The 18,920-nt window shown below is 72.3% G+C and carries 21 protein-coding genes; 9 read left to right on the top strand and 12 right to left on the bottom strand.

What is annotated here, in order from left to right:
• Positions 1-39 precede the first annotated feature (39 nt).
• The 6 genes from DKT68_RS22225 to DKT68_RS22200 are packed head-to-tail and all read left to right on the top strand — an operon-like array spanning position 40 to position 6,034.
• Positions 40-1,023 carry a glycosyltransferase gene (locus DKT68_RS22225; protein WP_109819334.1) on the top strand — a complete coding sequence of 328 codons (984 nt, stop codon included), beginning with the start codon at positions 40-42 and terminating at the stop codon, positions 1,021-1,023.
• Entirely contained in the window at positions 1,008-2,225 is a 1,218-nt protein-coding gene (locus DKT68_RS22220; RefSeq protein ID WP_109819333.1) for a glycosyltransferase, read from the top strand. The genes DKT68_RS22225 and DKT68_RS22220 overlap by 16 nt, the downstream gene beginning before the upstream one ends.
• Positions 2,225-2,959: a D-sedoheptulose-7-phosphate isomerase gene (locus DKT68_RS22215; RefSeq protein ID WP_109819332.1), complete on the top strand. Its 735-nt coding sequence runs from the start codon at positions 2,225-2,227 to the stop codon at positions 2,957-2,959. The genes DKT68_RS22220 and DKT68_RS22215 overlap by 1 nt, the downstream gene beginning before the upstream one ends.
• Positions 2,956-4,362 carry a D-glycero-beta-D-manno-heptose 1-phosphate adenylyltransferase gene (gene rfaE2 / locus DKT68_RS22210; protein WP_109819331.1) on the top strand — a complete coding sequence of 469 codons (1,407 nt, stop codon included), beginning with the start codon at positions 2,956-2,958 and terminating at the stop codon, positions 4,360-4,362. Before DKT68_RS22215 ends, rfaE2 begins: the two co-directional genes overlap by 4 nt.
• The gene (locus DKT68_RS22205) at positions 4,359-5,054 is read left to right on the top strand and encodes an SDR family oxidoreductase (protein WP_407940778.1); all 696 of its coding nucleotides are present in this window, start codon (positions 4,359-4,361) and stop codon (positions 5,052-5,054) included. The genes rfaE2 and DKT68_RS22205 overlap by 4 nt, the downstream gene beginning before the upstream one ends.
• On the top strand, positions 5,051-6,034 hold the full coding sequence (locus tag DKT68_RS22200; RefSeq protein ID WP_109819329.1) for a glycosyltransferase family 9 protein: 984 nt from the start codon (positions 5,051-5,053) through the stop codon (positions 6,032-6,034). The genes DKT68_RS22205 and DKT68_RS22200 overlap by 4 nt, the downstream gene beginning before the upstream one ends.
• Before the next feature lie 52 nt (positions 6,035-6,086).
• On the opposite strand, the gene ligD is transcribed toward DKT68_RS22200, so the two are convergent.
• A complete protein-coding gene (ligD, locus tag DKT68_RS22195) occupies positions 6,087-7,040 on the bottom strand; it encodes a non-homologous end-joining DNA ligase (protein ID WP_236647030.1) in 954 nt (317 codons plus the stop codon).
• Positions 7,041-7,226: 186 nt separating this feature from the next.
• On the opposite strand from ligD, the gene DKT68_RS22190 reads away from it, so the two are divergent.
• From DKT68_RS22190 to DKT68_RS22180, 3 genes are all read left to right on the top strand, one after another.
• On the top strand, positions 7,227-7,697 hold the full coding sequence (locus DKT68_RS22190; RefSeq protein ID WP_109819336.1) for an SRPBCC domain-containing protein: 471 nt from the start codon (positions 7,227-7,229) through the stop codon (positions 7,695-7,697).
• Positions 7,694-8,041, top strand: coding sequence for an ArsR/SmtB family transcription factor (locus DKT68_RS22185; RefSeq protein WP_109819327.1), 348 nt, complete (start codon positions 7,694-7,696; stop codon positions 8,039-8,041). Before DKT68_RS22190 ends, DKT68_RS22185 begins: the two co-directional genes overlap by 4 nt.
• A 96-nt stretch (positions 8,042-8,137) precedes the next feature.
• Positions 8,138-8,689: a YciI family protein gene (locus DKT68_RS22180; RefSeq protein WP_109819326.1), complete on the top strand. Its 552-nt coding sequence runs from the start codon at positions 8,138-8,140 to the stop codon at positions 8,687-8,689.
• A 9-nt stretch (positions 8,690-8,698) separates the two neighbouring features.
• Here the strand turns inward: DKT68_RS22180 and DKT68_RS32570 are convergent, their stop codons facing one another.
• The 11 genes from DKT68_RS32570 to DKT68_RS22125 all read right to left on the bottom strand — a co-directional run bounded on the left by DKT68_RS32570 (position 8,699) and on the right by DKT68_RS22125 (position 18,905).
• Positions 8,699-9,604: a helix-turn-helix domain-containing GNAT family N-acetyltransferase gene (locus DKT68_RS32570; RefSeq protein WP_109819325.1), complete on the bottom strand. Its 906-nt coding sequence runs from the start codon at positions 9,602-9,604 to the stop codon at positions 8,699-8,701.
• A 121-nt stretch (positions 9,605-9,725) separates the two neighbouring features.
• Positions 9,726-10,625 (bottom strand): SDR family oxidoreductase, encoded by a 900-nt coding sequence (locus DKT68_RS22170; RefSeq protein ID WP_109819324.1) that lies wholly within the window; start codon positions 10,623-10,625, stop codon positions 9,726-9,728.
• 44 nt (positions 10,626-10,669) lie between these two features.
• Positions 10,670-11,251: a hemerythrin domain-containing protein gene (locus DKT68_RS22165; protein ID WP_109819323.1), complete on the bottom strand. Its 582-nt coding sequence runs from the start codon at positions 11,249-11,251 to the stop codon at positions 10,670-10,672.
• Complete coding sequence (locus tag DKT68_RS22160) at positions 11,244-12,458, bottom strand: hypothetical protein (RefSeq protein WP_109819322.1); 1,215 nt, start codon at positions 12,456-12,458, stop codon at positions 11,244-11,246. Before DKT68_RS22160 ends, DKT68_RS22165 begins: the two co-directional genes overlap by 8 nt.
• 41 nt (positions 12,459-12,499) lie before the next feature.
• On the bottom strand, positions 12,500-12,994 hold the full coding sequence (locus DKT68_RS22155) for an STAS domain-containing protein (RefSeq protein ID WP_109819321.1): 495 nt from the start codon (positions 12,992-12,994) through the stop codon (positions 12,500-12,502).
• A gap of 200 nt (positions 12,995-13,194) precedes the next feature.
• The gene (locus DKT68_RS22150; protein ID WP_109819320.1) at positions 13,195-13,767 is read right to left on the bottom strand and encodes a gluconokinase; all 573 of its coding nucleotides are present in this window, start codon (positions 13,765-13,767) and stop codon (positions 13,195-13,197) included.
• The gene (gene manD, locus DKT68_RS22145; protein WP_109819319.1) at positions 13,757-14,986 is read right to left on the bottom strand and encodes a D-mannonate dehydratase ManD; all 1,230 of its coding nucleotides are present in this window, start codon (positions 14,984-14,986) and stop codon (positions 13,757-13,759) included. The genes DKT68_RS22150 and manD overlap by 11 nt, the downstream gene beginning before the upstream one ends.
• A gap of 35 nt (positions 14,987-15,021) precedes the next feature.
• On the bottom strand, positions 15,022-15,996 hold the full coding sequence (locus tag DKT68_RS22140; RefSeq protein WP_109819318.1) for a sugar kinase: 975 nt from the start codon (positions 15,994-15,996) through the stop codon (positions 15,022-15,024).
• A complete protein-coding gene (gene dgoD / locus DKT68_RS22135) occupies positions 15,990-17,138 on the bottom strand; it encodes a galactonate dehydratase (protein WP_109819317.1) in 1,149 nt (382 codons plus the stop codon). The genes DKT68_RS22140 and dgoD overlap by 7 nt, the downstream gene beginning before the upstream one ends.
• Positions 17,139-17,145: 7 nt before the next feature.
• Positions 17,146-17,961, bottom strand: coding sequence for a carbohydrate ABC transporter permease (locus DKT68_RS22130; protein ID WP_109819316.1), 816 nt, complete (start codon positions 17,959-17,961; stop codon positions 17,146-17,148).
• Positions 17,958-18,905, bottom strand: coding sequence for a carbohydrate ABC transporter permease (locus DKT68_RS22125; RefSeq protein WP_201749147.1), 948 nt, complete (start codon positions 18,903-18,905; stop codon positions 17,958-17,960). Before DKT68_RS22125 ends, DKT68_RS22130 begins: the two co-directional genes overlap by 4 nt.
• Between the last annotated feature and the right edge of the window lie 15 nt (positions 18,906-18,920).

Genomic DNA, 18,920 nt, shown 5'->3' with positions numbered 1-18,920 from the left:
GCCCCGCCCCGCCCCCACAGCCGCCATCGAGGGAGAGAGATGAACGTACTGCTCTGGCACGTGCACGGCTCCTGGACGACGTCGTTCGTGCACGGCAGACACCGGTACCTCGTGCCGGTCACCCCCGACCGCGGCCCGTACGGGGTGGGGCGGGCGCGGACGTACGCCTGGCCCGCGAACGCCGTCGAGGTGGCCCCCGAGGAGCTCGGGCGGACCGAGGTGGACCTGGTCATCCTGCAACGACCGGAGGAGCTGGAGCTGGCCGAGCGATGGCTGGGCCGTCGCCCCGGCCGCGACCTGCCGGCGATCTACGTCGAACACAACACCCCCAAGGGCGACGTGCCGAACACCCGGCACCCGATGGCCGACCGGGACGACCTCCTGCTGGCCCACGTCACCCACTTCAACGAGCTGTTCTGGGACAGCGGCGGCACCCGCACCACCGTCGTCGAGCACGGCATCGTGGCCCCGCACGCGGAGTGGACCGGCGAGCTGGACCGGCTCGCGGTGGTGACCAACGAACCGGTACGCCGTTGGCGGGTCACCGGCACCGACCTGATGCCCCGGTTCGCGGCGGTCGCCCCGCTGGACGTGTACGGCATGGGCGTGACGGGGCTGCCCGATGCGCTGGCCGCGGCCGGCCACCCGGGCAGCCCGGTCACCAGCCACGAGGACCTGCCGCAGGACCGCATGCACGCGGAGCTGGCCCGGCGGCGGGCGTACCTGCACCTGTGCCGGTGGACGTCGCTCGGGCTGAGCCTGATCGAGGCGATGTCCATCGGCATGCCGGTGATCGCCCTGGCGACCACCGAGGCGGTGGACGCGGTGCCGCCGGACGCGGGGGTGCTCTCCACCAGGGTCGACACGCTGGTCGAGGCGGCCCGCTGGCTCGCCGGGGACCGCGACGCGGCGGCCCGGCTGGGAGCGCGGGCGCGCGAGGTGGCAAAGGAACGGTTCGGGCTCGACCGGTTTCTCGCTGACTGGGACCGGCTGATCGAGGAGGAGACATGCGCGTCGCGATGATTTCGGAGCATGCCAGTCCGCTGGCCGTCCTCGGTGAGGAGGACGCCGGCGGCCAGAACACCCACGTGGCGGAACTCGCGGCCGCGCTGGTCGTCGAGGGGCACGAGGTGCGGGTCTACACCCGCCGCGACTCCGCGGCCCTACCCGAGTCGGTCTCCACCGCCGACGGCTACCAGGTGTGGCACGTGCCGGCCGGCCCCGCGCGGCGGGTGCCGAAGGACGCGCTGCTGCCGTACCTGGGGGAGTTCGGCACCTGGCTGGCGGACACCTGGCGGCGCGGCGGCTGGACCCCGGACGTGGCGCACGCGCACTTCTGGATGAGCGGGCTGGCCACCGTGCACGCCAGCCGCCGCACCGGGGTGCCGACCGTGCTCACGTACCACGCGTTGGGCACGGTGAAGCAGCGTCACCAGGGCAGCCGGGACACCAGCCCACCCGGGCGGATCGGGTACGAGCGTGCGCTCGGTCGGGCCGTCGACCGGGTCGTCGTGCAGTGCGAGGACGAGGTCCGGGAACTGGTGCGGATGGGCGTCCCCCGGTCCCGGATGGCGATGGTCCCCTCCGGCGTCAACCAGGAGGTGTTCCACCCGGACGGCCCGGCCGCGCCACGTGACCCGGCCCGGCCGCGCATCCTCACCGTCGGCCGCATGGTGGAGCGCAAGGGTTTCCTGGAGGTGGTCCGGGCGTTGCCGGCGGTGCCGGACGCCGAGTGCGTGGTGGTCGGCGGCCCACCGGCCGACCTGCTCGCGGCGGACACCTTCGCCCGTCGGCTGTCCGCGCTGGCCGAGTCGTGCGGGGTCGCCGACCGGGTCAGGCTGGTCGGCGGTGTGCCCCGGGAGGAGATGGCCGCCTGGTACCGCTCGGCGGACGTGCTGGTTGCCGCTCCCTGGTACGAGCCCTTCGGGCTCACGCCGCTGGAGGGGATGGCCTGCGGGGTGCCCGTGATCGGCACCGACGTCGGTGGAATCGCCGACACCGTCGTGGACGGGCTCACCGGCGACCTCGTGCCGCCGCGCGATCCCCGCGCGCTGAGCACCGCGATCCGCCGGCTCCTCGCCGACAAGGTCCGCCGCTTCGCGTACGCCACGGCCGCGCTCGACCGGATCCGCTGCCAGTACTCGTGGAAGCGCTGCGCCGAACAACTCGGCAGCGTCTACGCGGCGGTGACCGCCATCGGCCGTCCCGTCGGGGTGGTGGCGTGATGACCCGACACGACATCGTCGACGCGCACCTCGCCGGGCTGGCCGCCGCGCTGCCGCCCTATCGCCGGGAGGCCGAGCGGCTCGCCCGCTGGGGCAACGAGCTGGCCCGCACCCTGACCCGGGGCGGGCGGATCCTGGTGGCCGGCAACGGCGGCAGCGCGGCCGAGGCCCAGCATCTCACCGCCGAGCTGGTCGGGAAGCTGCGCGACGACCGGGAGCCTCTGTCGGCGATCGCCCTGCACGCGGAGACCTCCGCGTTGACCGCGATCGGCAACGACTACGGCTACGACGAGATCTTCGCCCGTCAGGTCCGCGCCCACGGCCGCCACGGCGACATCCTCCTGCTGATGTCCAGCAGCGGCAGGAGCACCAACCTGCTCGCCGCCGCCCGCGCCGGCCGCCAGTCCGGTCTGCGCTGCTGGGCCTTCACCGGCCCGGCCCCGAACCCCCTCGCCGACCTGTGCCACGAGGTGCTCGCCGTGCCGTCGCCGGACGGGCAGGTGGTGCAGGAGCTGCACCTGGTGTCGACGCATCTGCTCTGCGAGTTCGTCGACCAGGCACTGCCGCTGGCACGACAGGTTCTCACGGTCGCCGTGCCGTCGCCCAGGCCCGACCCGACCGCGCCGTGGACCACGCCGACCCCGGCCACGGCGGGCCACCGGACGAACGGGCACCTCCCCAACGGGAACCACAACGGGCACGGATTCACCGGCACCGGTTGGGTGGCGTCGTGAGCGGGCAGCTCGTCGTGGTCGGCGACGCCCTGCTGGACCGGGATGTCTCCGGGACGGTCAGCCGCATCTGCCCGGACGCCCCCGCGCCGGTACTCGAGGAACGCTCGGCTGTGGACCGTCCCGGTGGCGCCGGCTTGGCCGCGCTGCTCGCCGCGGCGCACGGCGCCGACGTCGCCCTGGTCACCGGGCTCGCGGGGGACGAGGGCGGGGTCCGCCTGGCCGACCTGCTGGCCGGTGCCGGGGTCGACGTCTATCCGCTGCACCTGCCCGGCGCGACCTGCGAGAAGATCCGGTTGCGGGCGGACGGGCAGACCCTGCTGCGCCTGGACCGGGGCGGCGAACCGCAGGCGCCGGGCGACCCGCCGGAGGCGGTGCTGGAGGTGCTGGCCGGCGCCCGAGCCATCCTGGTCAGTGACTACGGGCGCGGGCTCGTACGGCAGTCCACGCTGCGCTCGGCGCTCGCCCAGGCGTCCGCGCCGATCGTGTGGGACCCGCATCCACGCGGCCCGGCCGCGGTGCCGGGAGCCCGGCTGATCACGCCCAACCTGGCGGAGCTGCGGCATCTCACCGGCGACGCGGGGGCCGGTTCCGCGGTCTCCACCGCCACCCGGGCCGGGCACGAGCTGCGCCGCCGCTGGCGGGTGGGCGCGGTCGCGGTGACGCTGGGCGCGGACGGCGCGTTGCTCTGTCACTCCGGTAGCACCCCGCTGATCGTCGCGCCTCCGTCGACTCTGGATCGCGTCGAGGACGTCTGTGGCGCCGGCGACCGGTTCGCCGCCGCCGCCGCGCTGGCGCTCGCCGACGGCGCGACGGTCTCCGAGGCGGTCGGCACGGCGGTCGCCGCCGCGTCGGCGTACGTGGCGGTGGGCGGGGCGACCGGGCTGCACCGCGCGCCGACCGGCGATCCGGCAGCGCCGCGTACCGCCGAGCAACTGGTCGCGAGGGTACGCGCCGACGGCGGCACCGTGGTCGCCACCGGCGGCTGCTTCGACGTCCTGCACGCCGGGCACGTCGCCACCCTCCAGGCGGCCCGCCGCCTCGGTGACTGCCTGGTGGTGTGCCTCAACTCCGACCGCAGCGTGCGCGAGCTGAAGGGGCCGGATCGTCCGGTCAACTCCGAGCAGGACCGGGCCCGTCTCCTGGCCGCACTGGACTGCGTCGACGCGGTGGTGGTCTTCGACGAGTCGACTCCGCACCAGGTGTTGACCCGGCTGCGGCCACAGGTCTGGGTCAAGGGCGGCGACTACGCCGGGGACGGCGGCCCCGAACTGCCCGAGGCGGACCTGGTGCGCCGCTGGGGCGGGCAGGTCGTCACCGTCCCGTACCTGGCTGGTCGATCGACCACCGGCACCATCTCGGCCGCGCGCCAGCGCGGCCTCCACCTCGTGAGGGGAGCGGTATGAGCAGGGACATGAACGGCAGGACCATCCTGGTCACCGGCGGCTCGAGCGGCCTCGGCGCCGCCGTCGTGGCCGCGGTGGCGAAGGCCGGTGGGCGACCGTACGTGCTGGACCGGCAGCCGCCGGCCGTCGAGGTGCCCTGGGTCGAGTGCGACCTGTCGGACACCCGGGCCGCCGAGGCCGCCACCCGGCGGCTCGCCGAGCAGGCCGGTGGTCTGGACGGCGTGGTGACCGCCGCCGGCATGGACGTGCCGGGCCGGCTGACCGACGTGCCCGGCGAGACGTGGGACCGGATCGTGGCGATCAACCTGCTCGGCACCGCCGCGGTGATCCGCGCAGCGGTGCCGCACCTGGAACGCTCGCACGGAACGGTGGTCACCGTGGCGTCCACGCTCGGCGTCAAGGCGGTCAGCGACGCGACCGCGTACTGCGCCGCGAAGTTCGGCGTGGTCGGCTTCACCCGGGCTCTCGCGGCCGAGCTGGCCGGCACGGTGGGCGTGACGCTGCTCATCCCCGGAGGCATGCGGACGGCCTTCTTCGACGATCGGGACGAGAAGTACAAGCCCGGACCGGACGCCGTTCTCAACGATCCGGCGGACACCGCCGAGGCCGTCCTGTTCGCGCTCGGGCAACCGCCCGGCTGCGCGGTCCGCGAGCTGGTGGTCTGCGCCGAGCAGGAGTCGTCGTACCCGTGATCCTGGTGCTTCGGGCGCTGGGCGTCGGCGACCTCGCCACCGGCGTGCCGGCCCTGCGGGCGGTACGCGCCGCGTACCCCGACGAGGAGCTGGCGCTGGTCGCGCCACGGTGGCTGAGCCCGCTGGTCGAGCTGATCGGCGGGGTGGACCGGCTGGTCGAGGCGGAGGGGCTGGGCCACCTGAGGTGGCCCGGCCCACCGCCGGAGCTGGCGGTCAACCTGCACGGCCGGGGGCCGCAGTCACACCGGATGCTGGCCGGGGTCGGCGCCCGCAGGCTCCTGGCCTTCGCCAACGACGAGGCCGGCCACGCGGACGGTCCACCGTGGCGGGCCGACGAGCACGAGGTGGACCGGTGGTGCCGAATGCTCGCCTGGTACGGCATTCCCGCCGACCGCGGTGACCTGGCGCTGGACCGTCCCGCGCCCGGTGGACTGCCGGCCGGGGTGAGCGTCGTGCACCCCGGCGCGAAGGCGTCGCAGCGGCGCTGGCCGCCGGCGCGCTTCGCGGCGGTCGCTCGGACGCTGGCCGGGCGGGGGCACCGGGTGGTGATCACCGGCAACCCGGGCGAGCGGCGCGTCGCCGAGGAGGTCGCGCGCCGGGCCGGGCTCGCCGACGACGCGGTGCTGGCGGGGGAGACCGGTCTGGGCGAGCTGGCCGCTCTGGTCGCCCACGCCCGCCTGGTGGTCAGTGGCGACACCGGCATCGGTCACCTGGCCACCGCGTACGGCACCCCGTCGGTGCTGCTGTTCGGCCCGGTGCCGCCGGCGCAGTGGGGCCCACCACCGGGTCGGCCGTGCCACGAGGCGCTCTGGGCCGGGCCGCGCCGGCCGGGCAACGGCACGGACGTGCACCCGGCGCTCGCCGAGCTGGACGTGCCGGCCGTGCTGGCCGCCGTCGACCGGGTGACCCGCGGCCCCGCTCGTCGGGCTCTGCCCGTCCAGACGGCGCCGCCGATCGAGAGCAGAGTGTCGGTCCGGTAGCCCGCCGCGGCGAACCGGCGGCACGCGACCGGCGCGGGTCCCGGCCGTCGGGTCAGCGTCGCAGCCGGATCTCGGCTGGTTCGCGGTCGCTGCGCAGCCCTTTCCAGGAGGGGTGACGCAGGCGGTGGTCGGGTGTCCAGGACCGGAAGGTGACGTCGCCGACCAGGGCCGGGTCGACCCAGACGGCGTCGCGGGTGTGTTCGCGTGGCACGGGGGAGTGGAACGGCGTGTCGGGCCGGCGTAGGGGATCCAGGCGCTGCTGGAGGTCGCGCAGAGCGGTCTGGGTGAAGCCGGTGCCGACGTGGCCGATGTAGGTCAGCCTGTCGTCGGGGTCGTACATGCCGAGCAGCAGGGAGCCGATCGTGCCCGCTCGCCGGCCGGCGCCGGGCTTGTAGCCGCCCACGATGACCTCGACGGTGTCGTTGAGGGGCACCTTCACCCACGCCGGCGAGCGGCGGCCAGGCTCGTACGGCGAGTCGAGCTGCTTGGCGACGACCCCTTCGAGGCCGAGGTCGGCGGCCGCTGTCGCCAGGTCCCGCCCGGCGTCGCCGGTCCAGGAGGGCGGGGTGTCGACGCTGTCCCCGCTCAACTCCAGCTGCTCCAGGGCGGTGCGCCGCTCGGTGTACGGCAGGGGCGTCAGGTCCCGCCCGTCGAGGTGCAGGAGGTCGAACACGTAGAGCCGGACCGGAGTCGTGCCGACCAACCCGGCGGACGGTGTGCGGACGTGCATCCGGTGCTGGAGTGCCGAGAAGTCGGGCCGGCCCCTGCCGTCGAGTGCGACGATCTCCCCGTCCAGCACCGCCTGCCGGCCGGTCAGCAGCCGCGCGAGCTCGTCCAGCTCGGGATACGCGCGGGTGACGTCGCGATCGTTGCGGCTGAGCAGCCGTACCCCGCCGGCGACGTAGCCGATCGCGCGCACCCCGTCCCACTTGAACTCGTATCCCCAGCCGGGCCCGCCCGGCAGGGCGCCGCTGGTGGCGAGCATCGGGCGTACGAGGGTCGGCATCCTGGACACACCCCGATCATGACCACGGGGACGCCCGGAGCGGGGGGCCTTCGGCCAATCCGGGCCCGGGCGGCCGGGTTGGGCGGCGCGGGCGGACCGGCCACGGCGCTCGTGCAACTAAAGGTTGCGCGTGTGCGGCGCGTCGGCTAGCGTGATGTGCAACCAAACGTTGCGAAGGTGGAGAGCATGGAATTCGGAACGATCGAACGGGAAATTCACGTCGACGCCGCACCCGAGGTCGTCTTCGACGTGGTGAGCAGTCCCGAGCACCTGCGTGGCTGGTGGCCGGACGAGGCGGACTACCCGGCCGTGCCCGGGGGAGCGGGGCGGATCGGCTTCGGGGACTGCTCCCGGGGCGGCGGCACCTGGGAGCAGTTCACGGTCGTCGACGCCGTGCCGCCGCGGCACTTCTCCTTCCGGTGGACGCACGAGGAGGGACAGGTCGCGGCTGCGGGCAACTCGTTCCTGGTCGTCTTCACGATCGAGCCCGCCGGAAGCGGCACCCTGCTGCGGATGACCGAAAGCGGCTTCCGCGAGCGCGGCTGGGACGAGGCGAAGGTCGCCGCGGAGTACGCCGAGCACGTCAGCGGCTGGGACTTCTTCCTGCCGCGGCTGCCCACGTACGCGGCGAAGATCGGATCGGGCGCGCAGGCGTGACGGTCGACGACGACCTCTGGTCGGCGGTCGGCGATCCGACCCGGCGACGGATGCTCGACCTGCTGCTGAGCTACGGCGGGGGGACGGCGACCAGCCTGAGCGAGCATCTGCCGGTGACCCGTCAGGCGGTGGCGAAGCATCTCGTCGTCCTCGACCGGGTCGGCCTGGTGCACGGCACCAGCACGGGCCGCGAGAGGCAGTTCCGCGTCGACGAGGCCCAACTCGCCCGCGCGGTGGCCCAGCTCGCCGACGTCGGCGCTGCCTGGGACGCCCGTCTGCGGCGCATCAAGCGCATCGCCGAGACCATCCAACGCGGCCGGGACACGACCAGCGAGACCGGCTGACCCGGCCGCGCTGGTGACCAGCCTGCTCCGTGCCGTACGCCGGCCTGGCCAGTACCCGCCAGGCCGGCGTACGGCACGGAGGTCGAGACTTGCGGCATGGAGTTCTTCTGCTACCACCGCGACCGGCCCGGCTCCCTCGCGTTGCGCGACGAGCTGCTGGCCGAGCACTGGTCATACATGGACCGGTACGCGGTGCAGATGATCGCCCGTGGTCCGACCTTCGCCGACGACGGCGACACGCCGACCGGCAGCGTGCACGTCGTCGACCTGCCCGATCCCGCCGCCGCCCGGGCGTTCGCCTTCGACGAGCCCAACTACCAGGCCGGCGTGTACCGGGATGTGCTGCTGCGCCGGTGGCGCAACACGCTGGGCCGCAGCATGTGGGATTTCGCCGGGGGCCGGACCGGGGGCAACCGGTACCTGGTGCTCGGTCTGGGCGCGCGGCGGGCCGCCGACCTCGCCGGGCCGCCCGACCGCGACGGGCTGATCGCGTACGGGCCGCTGCTGTCGGATGACGGCGCCACCTGGGTGGGGACGGCGGTGCTGCTCCGGGCGACGGACGCCGACGAGGCGCGCGCCGTCCTGACCCCGGAGAGGTACGCGGACATCGAGGTGCACAACTGGGCGTTCGGCGGGCGGCCGTCCTGAGCGGCGGTCTCAGCCCTGGGGCGGGTCGAGCTGCTTCTCGAACCAGTGGTGGGCGAAGCGCTCGCTGTTGTACGGCTCGATCTCCCGGTACCCGGCTGAGTGGTACATCGCGATCGCCTCGGTGAGGTTCCGGTTCGTGTCCAGCCGGAGCGTCGTCCACCCTCGCGCGGCCGCGTACCGCTCCAGGTCGCCGAGTATCCGCCGGCCGACGCCGAGCCCGCGCACGGTGTCCGCCACCCAGACGCGCTTGACCTCGGCGGGCGCGTCGCGGTGCAGTTTGACCGCGCCGCAGCCGACCGGCTCGGAGTTGAGGGTGGCGAGCAGGAAGACGCCAGCGGGTGGGACGAGTTCCTCGTCGTGCACGGGGTTGCTCAGTGCCGGGTCGAACCCGTCGTCGAAGCGCCGGGCCATCTCGCGGGCGTAGGCGCGCAGGCACGCCCGAGCGCGCGGGTCGCCCGGCGGGCAGGGCTCGACGACCACCATCGATGCGATGAGCAGCCGCTCCACCTGGGCCATCGCCGCGACGAGCTGTTCGCGGCGGTGCTCGGTCAACGGTGCGAGGATCGACGAGGCGAACCCGTCGGAGCGCTCGTCGAGCTCGGCCCACGCCGCCCGTCCGGCCGGGGTGAGCGCCGCGACCCGGACCCGTGCGTCGCCGCCGGCCTGCTCGGCCGGCCCGACGCTGACGAGCCCGTCGCCTTCGAGCGCGCGCAGCAACCGGCTGAGGTAACCCGAGTCCAGGCCGAGGCGGGCCCGAAGTGCCGCGACCTCGGCGCCGTCGGGGCCGACCTCCCACAGCAGTCGTGCCTGCGCGAGGGGACGCCCGCAGGCCATGTACTCGTCATCGAGCGCTCCCACCCGCTGGGTGACCGTCCGGTTGAAGCGCCGCACGGCGGCAACGAAGTCAGATCGCATATCGCTGACTTTAGTCAGGCAATCGAGGACAGCGCCAGGTTCTCGACGTCGAGGGGGCAGCGTGCCGACGGGCCGCCCGGCGCCGAAGCGCGGACGGCCCGTCGACGAGGTGGGCGGACGCTCAGGCCAGCGGCTTGCCGCCGGTGACGCCCAGGACCTCGCCGGTGATGTAGCTGGATTCCTGCGAGGCGAAGAAGACGTACGCCGGGGCCACCTCGGCCGGCTGCCCAGCGCGACCGAGGGGAACGTCCCCGCCGAACGACTCGACCTTCTCCTCCGGCATCGTGGCGGGGATCAGCGGCGTCCAGATCGGACCGGGCGCGACCGCGTTGACCCGGATGCCCTTCTCCGCGAGATTCTCGCCGAGGCCCTTGGTGAAGGCGATGATGCCGGCCTTCGTGGTGGCGTAGTCGAGCAGGTCGGGGGAGGGCTGGTAGCCCTGGATCGACGCGGTGTTGATGATCGTCGAGCCGGGCTCCATGTGCGGGACAGCGGCCTTGGAGAGCCAGAACATGGCGTACAGGTTGGTCTTGAGCACCCGGTCGAACTGCTCGGTGGTGATGTCCGTGATGCCGCCCGACTGGGACATCTGGTAGGCCGCGTTGTTGACCAGGATGTCCAGCCCGCCGAGGTCACGGACCGCCCGGGAAATGATCTCTTCGCAGTGCGCCTCGTCGCGGATGTCGCCGGCCACGGTCACCGCCTTGCGTCCGGCCTTCTCGATCAGCTGCGCGGTCTGCCGGGCGTCGTCCTCCTCCTCGGGCAGGTACGCGATGAGCACGTCCGCGCCCTCACGGGCGAAGGCGATGGCCACCGCACGGCCGATGCCGGAGTCGCCGCCGGTGATGACCGCCCGCTTGCCGGTCAACCTGCCGGTGCCCTGGTAGCTCTCCTCACCGTGGTCCGGCTCGTCCGGCATCTCCCGGGTGATGCCGGGCTCCGACTGCTGACCACCGGTCTGCTCGTCCGGCCCGCGGTGCTGCTTCGTGGGGTCCTGCTCCTGATATTGGTTGCCGCTCACTTCTTCTGACCTCTCTCATGTTCTTCCGCGCGGGCCGCCTCGGGTCAGCTGGCCGAGGGCTTCCGCACCGCGTCGCGGACCCGGTCGATGACCGCCAGCGCCGGACCGACCGCCAGGTTGCCCTTCGCCGACTGCGCGCTGGGGTGTGGCCGGGTCGGCGCGGTCACCTCCGCGGCCCCGACGGCCGTGGCGAGGCTGCGCAGCCGGTCGGCCGGGACGTGCTGGCGCAGCCGGGGGAACTCGTAGCGCTCCTCGTAGCGGGCGTGGGTGAGTACGGCGTCGCGCAGCAGGATGATCCCGGTGTCGAACCCGTCGGCGTCCACACCGCCCGCGATCAACGTCTGCAGCGTCTCCTTCGCCTGCCGCTCCTCCTCGAGCCGGTCGTCGACCATCGCGTCGCCCCCACCGCCCGGCAGGGTGCGGGAGAGCGGGTGGATGACCTCCTCCTCGGCGGTCTCGTGCGCGGCGAGCAGCTTGACCAGGTCGTCGAAGGCCTCGCGCCGGGTATCGCCGGTGCTGCCGATGACCAGCAGGAAGAGCTGCTCGATCTGGGCGTGCTGGGCGAGCAGCAGGTCGACCACGTCCTCCTCGGGGCCGGCGGTGGCCGGCGTGCCGGTGTCAGGCATGGCTGCCCCCCTTGGAACGCAGCGCCTCGACCGGGTGCGGCCCCTCGGTCTCGATGCGGTACTCGTCGCCGAAGCGCTCCCGGTGCATGTCGATGACCTGCTCGCTCGGCGGCTTCTGGCCGTCGTGCACCTGCTGCTGCATCCACTCGAAGCGCTCGTGGGCCTCGCGGACGTAGCCCTCGCCGAGCTTCGTCGCGTCGACGGTGGTGGCCAGCAGGTGGCGCAGGTAGTCCTTGTTGGGCTCGAAGGTCAGCGGCTCCGGCAGCCCGGCGCTGCCCACGATCTCCTCGGGCTCCCGGCCGTCGTGCCGACGCAGCAGGTCGGCGGCCTGCTGGAGGTGGGCCAGCTCCATCTGCAGGTGCAGCTCCCAGACCGCCTTGATCCGGGGGTCACTCTCCTGCTGGAGGAACGAGTAGTAGAGCCAGCACTCGTTGTACTCGTGGGTCAGCAGCCGCTCCCACCAGTTCTCGCCCGCGTCCAGCAGTGACTCGTAGTGGGTCACGTGCTGCTGCTCGATCAGGCTGATCTCCTGGTAGAGCTGGCGCGCGATCGGCTCCATGTACTGCGGGCCGACGTTCATGTAGTAGAACATCACCTGCTGCTCGGCGGAGAGGATCGTCAGAGCGTTCAGCTTCGAGCGCGGGTCCACCGAGTTGCGGTCGTACGGGGTGCGCACCTCGTCGAACGGGTGCCGGTGCTCGACGACGGTGGGCCGGCCCGGCATGACCTCGGTCAGGCCGTCGACGATCTTCTCCGCCTTGCGCCGCTCGACCATCTCGTAGAGGTTGGCGTAGCGGTACAGGTGGTCGAAGTCCTCCAGCACGCCGAACTCGTACGCCTGCTTCAGGTAGGGGTCGGGCTCGTGCCGGGCCACCCAGGCGGTGAGGTCGACGGCGACCTGCTCGTAGCCGAGGGTCGTCTCCAACACGCTCGCCACACCGGGCAGCAGCCAGTTCACCACGCGCTGCTGCTGACTCTCCACATAGCGGACGTAGGCGAGCTGCCGGCGGACCTCCTGGTCGGAGCAGTTGCGGGCGAACTGGTGCTGGAAGTTGATCGCCTCGACCTCGATGCCGTTCATCGTGATGATCCGGCACCGGGTGTACGGGTCGACCGCCTCCGGGTCGATCGGCTCGACGTTCAGCTCGCGCCAGTTGCGGATCTGGCTCTCCAGTGGGATCCCCTTGTGATCCAGCGGATTGAACATGTCTCTCCTTCATTCGGGGTGATTTGGCCGTACCCTGCCATTCATGCGGAAAACGTCGACGCCGAGCTTTTCGCCCAGACGGGGAGCCGGGCGGGAACGCCCACGGGCGGACGCGTCAGCGGGTCGCGGGAGGCGGGTCGCGGAACGCCGTCGCTGACCGGGGCGACGGCCGACGTGGACGAGACGTCGAGGTCCAGGTGCCGTGCCATCCCGGTCACGCCGAGGACGCGGAGCACGAACGGCGAGGGATCGCGGACGATCAGCCGGGCGCCCACCGAGGTGGCCAACGTGCTGGCCCGGAGCAGGGCGCTGATCCCGTGCGCGCCGAAGAAGCGGACCGCCGACAGATCCAGCGCGATCAACGGCACGGGCGGGCGGCAGAGGAACTCCACCATCTCGGTGAGCAGATGGGCGTTGCTCATGTCGATCTCGCCGACGGCGCTGACCAGACTGGCGGAGCCGTCGCGGCTCAACGCCAGGGACATGATGGGCTGTGGCGCGCGGGTGCGGTGAGCGGCCTGGAAATCACGGCGCAACGGCCGGAGAAGAGAACCCTGATCAGTCACATGACGCCCCCGCCCTCGATGAGGGTGGCCTCGCCGTCGCGGTTGGCGCCGCGGCAGGATCGACCACTGGAGGGCACATGTCTTGACCCGACGTCCAACCTACCCCGCCGCAAACGGAGTAAACCGGGCCACGGAGGCGTCCTGTGACCAGAGTGGAGTCCGTGCGGCGGCTAACTGCCTGCCGTCGATGCTCCCAGTCGCAGCCCGAGACGCTCGACCGCGGCCGACACGAGCTCGTCCGGCGGTAGCGAGACGTCGAGCACCAGACCCGGCTCGTCCGGCTGGAACCGCTCCAGGATCGCCAGCTGGGAGTCGAGGAGGCTCGCCGGCATGTAGTGCCCGGCGCGCTGGGACATCCGCTCCCGGATGACCTCCGCCGTCCCGTCCAGGTGGACGAAGTCCACACCCGGTGGCCCCTGCCGGAGCACCTCCCGGTAGGAGCGCTTCAACGCCGAACAGGCCAGCACCGTTGACACGCCCTCGGCGTCACGGGTGGTCATCCAGTCGGCGAGGGCGCGGAGCCAGGGCCAGCGGGCGTCGTCGTCGAGGGGTACGCCCGAGCGCATCCTCGCGACGTTGGCCTCGGAGTGGAACTCGTCGGCCTCGGCGAAGGTCAGGCCGGTGAGGGCGCTGATTCCCCGGGCCACGGTCGTCTTACCGGCCCCGGACACGCCCATCACGACGACGTGCCGGGGCGGCCGCCGCCCGCCGGGCGGGGGAGCGACCGGGTGCTCACCAGTCATGGACGGTTCCGTCCTGGAGGCGGTTGAACGGCAGGTACGCCGGCACGTACGGGAACCTCGCCGCGGCCTCCTCGTCGAGCTCGACACCGAGGCCCGGCTGCTCCCCCGGGTGGAGGTAGCCGTCGGCGAACGTGAAGGACTGCCGGAACACCTCGTCGGTCAGGGCGCCGTGTCGCATGTACTCCTGGATGCCGAAGTTGTGGATGGCCAGGTCGAGGTGCAGGGCGGCGGCCATGCCGACCGGTGAGATGTCGGTCGGGCCGTGGATGCCGGACTTGATCTGGTACTGCGCGGCGAAGTCGAGCAGCTTCCGCATCGCGGTGATGCCGCCGGTGTGGGTGACGGCCGACCGGACATAGTCGATCAACTGTTCGCGGATGAGCGTCTGGTAGTCCCACACGGTGTTGAAGACCTCGCCGATCGCCAGCGGCGTGGTGGTGTGCTGGCGGACCAGCCGCAGCGCCTCCTGGTTCTCCGCGGGAGTGCAGTCCTCGAGCCAGAACAGGTCGTACGGTTCGAGGTCCTTGCCGAGCCTCGCGGCCTGGATCGGGGTCATCCGGTGGTGACCGTCGTGCAGCAGCGGAAGCTCGGGCCCGAACTCGTGGCGGACCGCCTCGAAGACGCCGGGCAGATGACGCATGTAGGAGCGGGTGTCCCAGTCCTCCTCGGCCGGCAGGGGGGTGCGCTGCGCCGGCTCGTAGTCGTACCGCTTGCCGTCGGCGCTGTGCTGCGCGGCCACCCCGTAGACGGCGTTGATGCCCGGGACGGACGTCTGCACCCGGATCGACCGGAAGCCCAGTTCGAGGTGGTGGCGGATCGAGTCGAACAGCTCGGGGAGGTCGCGACCCGAGGCGTGGCCGTACGCCATGACGCCGGTCCGCGACGCGCCGCCCAGCAGCTGGTAGAGCGGCATCCTGGCGGCCTTGGCCTTGATGTCCCAGAGCGCGACGTCCACGGCCGCGATGGCCGCCATGGTCACCGGCCCGCGCCGCCAGTACGCCGAGCGGTACAGGAACTGCCAGGTGTCCTCGATGCGGTGCGGGTCCCGCCCGATCAGCAGCGGGACGACATGGTCGCGCAGGTACGAGGCGACCGACAGTTCCCGCCCGTTGAGGGTGCCGTCGCCCAGGCCGGTGACCCCGTCGTCAGTGGTGATCTTCAGGGTGAGGAAGTTGCGGTCCGGGCTGGAGACGATGACGTCCGCTGCGACGATCTTCACGGGGTGCCTTTCTCGGGTGCCGCCCTGGGCGGGTTCTAGCGGATGGTGCTTCCGGTCTCGTGTTCGTCGAGGAGGGACAGGTCGGCGCGGCGCGGCAGGCCCTCCCAGTCGCCGTGGCTGGAGACGGCGAAGGCGCCCACGGTCACCGCGCGGCGCAGGCGATCGTCGAGGTCGAGCCCGTCGAGAAGCCCGGAGAGGTAGCCGGCGCTGAACGCGTCACCGGCGCCGACCGTGTCCACGGCGGTCACCGGCACCGCCGCGACGTGTCGGACGCCCTCGCGGGTGTGGGCCCGCACGCCGTCGGCGCCGAGCTTGACCAGGACCGTGTCCACGCCGCGTGCCGCCAGCCGCGCGACGACGGTGGACTCGGCCGCTCCGGGCTCGTCGACGAGGTCCAGCTCGTCGGCGGAGGCGATGACCAGCGAGGCGTACGTCGTCAGCGGGGTGAGCGCCGCGCGGGCCTCCTCCCGCGTCCAGAGCCGGGCGCGGTAGTTGACGTCGAGGCAGACCAGCGTGCCGGACCGGGACGCTGTCTCGGCCGCCCAGGTGACGGCCTCGCGGGCGCTGTCGGACAGCGCCGGGGTGATCCCGGTCAGGTGCAGCACCCGGGCTCCCTCGGCGATCGGCGCGCGGACGTCCTCGACGCCCAGGGCGGACCCGGCCGATCCGGCCCGGTGGTAGCGCACCCGGGTCAGGTCGGCGGTACGCCGTTCCAGGAACATCAGGCCGGCGGGCCGTTCGGGGTCGGTGGTCACGCCGTCGACCCGTACGCCCTCGGCGCGCAGCTGTCGCAGCACGTACTCGCCCAGCTCGTCGTCGCTGACCCGGCCGACCCAGGCCGTCCGGTGGCCGAGCCGGGCGAGGCCGATCGCGACGTTGGACTCCGCTCCGGCCACGTGCATCGTCAAGGCGCCCCCGACGGCCAGCGGCCCGGCCGCCCGCAGCGACACCAGTGACTCCCCGACGGTGAGCAGGTCGACCGCGCGGTTGGCCGGTGGGTCGCTCACCATTCCGCGTACGAGCCGTCGGGGTGCCGGAAGGTGGGGCTGCGCCAGGCGTGCCCGCGCTTGTCGGCTGCCCGTACCGCCTGCTCGTCGATCTCGATGCCGAGCCCCGGAGCGGTGAGCCGCTCGATGTGCCCGTCGACGAAGATCAGCGGCGTGGTGTCGAGGACGTAGTCGAGCACCTCCACGCCCAGGTTGTAGTGGATGCCGATGCTCTGCTCCTGGATCAGGTAGTTCGGCGTGGCGAAGCCGATCTGCAGGCACGCCGCGAGGGCGAGCGGCCCGAGCGGGCAGTGCGGGGCGAGCTGCACGTCGTACACCTCGGCGAGCGCGGCGATCCGGCGTACCTCGGAGATCCCACCGGCGTGCGAGAGGTCCGGCTGGGCGACCGCGATGCCGGCCTGGAGGACGGGCAGGAACTCCTGCCGGCTGTAGAGCCGCTCGCCGGTCGACACAGGTGTGGTCGTGGACCGTACGAAGTCGCCGATGAGGTGGGAGTTCTCCGGCACGACCGGCTCCTCGAGGAAGAGCGGCCGGTACGGCTCCAGCAGCGGGGCGACACGGCGGGCGTTGGCGAGGGTGAACCGGCCGTGGAAGTCGACGGCGACGTCACGCTCGTCGCCCAGCACCTCCCGGGCCGCGGCGACCCGCTGGACCACCCCGTCCAGTTCGGCGACCGACGCGATCGGGCTCATCCGCCCCGAGGCGTTCATCTTGACCGCGGTCAGCCCGGCCGCCACCTGCTCGGCGATGTGGTCGCGGACCTCGCTCGGCTCGTCGCCGCCGACCCAGCCGTACACCCGGATGCGGTCCCGGACGGGGCCGCCGAGCAGCTGGTGCACCGGCGCCCCGTACCGCTTGCCGGCGATGTCCCACAGCGCCTGGTCCAGGCCCGACACGGCGCTGGCCAGGATCGGGCCGCCCCGGTAGAAGGATCCCTTCGTCATGACCTGCCAGTGGTCCTCGATCCGCAGCGCGTCCCGGCCGATCAGCAGCTCACCGAGCTGCTCGACGGCGGTCCGGACGGTCTCGGAGCGGCCCTCGCAGGTCGCCTCGCCCCAGCCCACGATCCCGGACTCGGTCTCGACGCGGACGAAGAGCCAGCGAGGGGCGACCAGGAAGGTCTCGACCCGTGCGATCGTCGTCATGCTGTCCTCAGCCCTTCGTCGCGCCGGCGGTGAGGCCGGAGACGACGTACTTCTGCACGAACAGGGCGATCACCATGATCGGCAGGGTGACGACACTGGCCGCCGCCATCAGGCCACCCCAGTCGATGCTGGCGTAGCCGACGAAGTCGAAGATCGCGACGGGCAGGGTCTTGGTGTCGGCCCCGGAGAGCACGAGGGCGAACATGAAGTTGTTCCAGGAGAAGATGAACGACAGGATGCCGGCGGTGGCCACGCCCGGTATCGACAGCGGCAGCGTGATCCGGCGGAACGCGCCGATGTGGGTCAGCCCGTCCACGAGCGCCGCCTCCTCGAGTTCGAGGGGAAGGCTGTCGAAGTAGCCCATCATGATGTAGACCACCAGCGGCAGCGACACGAACATGTGGCTGAGGACGAGCACGGTGAACCCGCCGACCATCTTCAGGTTGGAGAAGACGTAGTACCAGGGCACCAGCAGGGAGACGCCGGGGATGACCCGGGCCATCAGCACCACGAGCGCGGACTTCTTCATGTTGAAGCGGCTCATCGAGTAGGCCGCGGGTATGCCGAGGACGAGGGAGAGCGCGGTCGCCGCGAAGGCCACCCAGAGGCTGTTGCCGATGAACTGGACGTAGTTGGCCTGCTCCAGCACGTTGGCGTAGTTGTCGATGGTCGGTGAGAAGACGAGGGCCTTGCCCGTGTCGTAGATGTCGACGTTCGTCTTGAACGACGCGGCGACCATCCACAGCAGCGGTGCGAGCAGGGCGATCACCACGACGGTGAGCGCCACCACGCGGAACACCCGGTAGGCGGGGCGGGACTTCATCGCTGCGCCTCCTTCCTGCGGGACGTCAGGGCCCACATCGACCCGATGATGATCAGGAAGAAGATGATGAGGACCGTCGATGAGATGCCGTACTCGTTGTAGTCGAAGCTCAGGCCGTAGGCGTACACGTTGAGCGTCTCGACCTCGTGGAAGGAGCCGCCGCCGCGGCCCTTCGTGGCGTAGAGGATGTCGAACGTCTTCAGCGCGTCGATGCCGCGCAGCAGGATCGCCACGATCACGGTCGGCATCACCAGCGGCAGGGTGACGTGCCGGAACCGCTGCCAGGCGCTGGCGCCGTCGATGCGCGCCGCCTCCTGGGGCTCGTCGGAGAGCGAGGTCAGGCCGGCGAGCAGGATCAGCACCACCATCGGGGTCCACTGCCAGACGTCGATGAAGATCGTCGTGGGCAGCGCCGAGTGCTGGCCGGCCAGCCACGGTTGGGGACCGATGCCGACCCAGCCGAGGGCCTGGTTCGCCAGGCCGATGTTCGGGTCGAAGATGAGCCGCCACATCATGCCGACCGCGACCGGGGTGGCGACCAGCGGCATCAGGATGGCGACCCGGACCCACTTCTGCCCCCGGAACGGTCGCCACAGCAGCAGCGCGACCGCCATGCCGAGGACGACCTCGAACAGCAGCGCGACGACGGTGAACGCGGCGGTCCGGCCGACGGCCGGCCAGAACCGGTCGGTGTCCGAGAGCACCTCGACGTAGTTCTGGAAGCCCACGAACTCGGACTCCGCCCGGACCGAGCCCTCGGCGTCGGTGAGGCTGAGATAGCCGGTCCAGGCCAGCGGGAAGACGATCAGCGCGGCGACGAAGACCATGGCCGGCGCCGCGAACAGCCACTTGCGACGGTCGTTGGCCCAGCGGGCCCACGCCGGCGTGTCCGGCGTCTCCGAGGCGCGGCGGGGTGGTCTGGTGGGGGTGGTCACTGCTGCCATGAGATCTCCCGGGGG

This window comes from Micromonospora acroterricola (assembly GCF_003172955.1).
Taxonomy (GTDB): Bacteria; Actinomycetota; Actinomycetes; order Mycobacteriales; family Micromonosporaceae; genus Micromonospora; species Micromonospora acroterricola.
The sequence above is the reverse complement of the archived record's forward strand: the minus strand, read 5'-3'. Positions and strand labels throughout refer to the sequence as shown.

What these genes read in the sequence shown, in the direction of transcription:
- DKT68_RS22165 (WP_109819323.1), bottom strand. Translation starts at nt 11,251, where the DNA reads ATGCCTGACACCGGCACGCCGGCCACCGCCGGCCCCGAGGAGGACGTG.
- DKT68_RS22215 (WP_109819332.1), top strand. Translation starts at nt 2,225, where the DNA reads ATGACCCGACACGACATCGTCGACGCGCACCTCGCCGGGCTGGCCGCC.
- DKT68_RS22205 (WP_407940778.1), top strand. Translation starts at nt 4,359, where the DNA reads ATGAGCAGGGACATGAACGGCAGGACCATCCTGGTCACCGGCGGCTCG.
- DKT68_RS22130 (WP_109819316.1), bottom strand. Translation starts at nt 17,961, where the DNA reads ATGAAGTCCCGCCCCGCCTACCGGGTGTTCCGCGTGGTGGCGCTCACC.
- DKT68_RS22180 (WP_109819326.1), top strand. Translation starts at nt 8,138, where the DNA reads ATGGAGTTCTTCTGCTACCACCGCGACCGGCCCGGCTCCCTCGCGTTG.
- ligD (WP_236647030.1), bottom strand. Translation starts at nt 7,040, where the DNA reads ATGCCGACCCTCGTACGCCCGATGCTCGCCACCAGCGGCGCCCTGCCG.
- DKT68_RS22125 (WP_201749147.1), bottom strand. Translation starts at nt 18,905, where the DNA reads ATGGCAGCAGTGACCACCCCCACCAGACCACCCCGCCGCGCCTCGGAG.
- DKT68_RS22140 (WP_109819318.1), bottom strand. Translation starts at nt 15,996, where the DNA reads ATGGTGAGCGACCCACCGGCCAACCGCGCGGTCGACCTGCTCACCGTC.
- DKT68_RS32570 (WP_109819325.1), bottom strand. Translation starts at nt 9,604, where the DNA reads ATGCGATCTGACTTCGTTGCCGCCGTGCGGCGCTTCAACCGGACGGTC.
- DKT68_RS22190 (WP_109819336.1), top strand. Translation starts at nt 7,227, where the DNA reads ATGGAATTCGGAACGATCGAACGGGAAATTCACGTCGACGCCGCACCC.
- dgoD (WP_109819317.1), bottom strand. Translation starts at nt 17,138, where the DNA reads ATGACGACGATCGCACGGGTCGAGACCTTCCTGGTCGCCCCTCGCTGG.
- DKT68_RS22150 (WP_109819320.1), bottom strand. Translation starts at nt 13,767, where the DNA reads ATGACTGGTGAGCACCCGGTCGCTCCCCCGCCCGGCGGGCGGCGGCCG.
- DKT68_RS22220 (WP_109819333.1), top strand. Translation starts at nt 1,008, where the DNA reads ATGCGCGTCGCGATGATTTCGGAGCATGCCAGTCCGCTGGCCGTCCTC.
- DKT68_RS22225 (WP_109819334.1), top strand. Translation starts at nt 40, where the DNA reads ATGAACGTACTGCTCTGGCACGTGCACGGCTCCTGGACGACGTCGTTC.
- DKT68_RS22160 (WP_109819322.1), bottom strand. Translation starts at nt 12,458, where the DNA reads ATGTTCAATCCGCTGGATCACAAGGGGATCCCACTGGAGAGCCAGATC.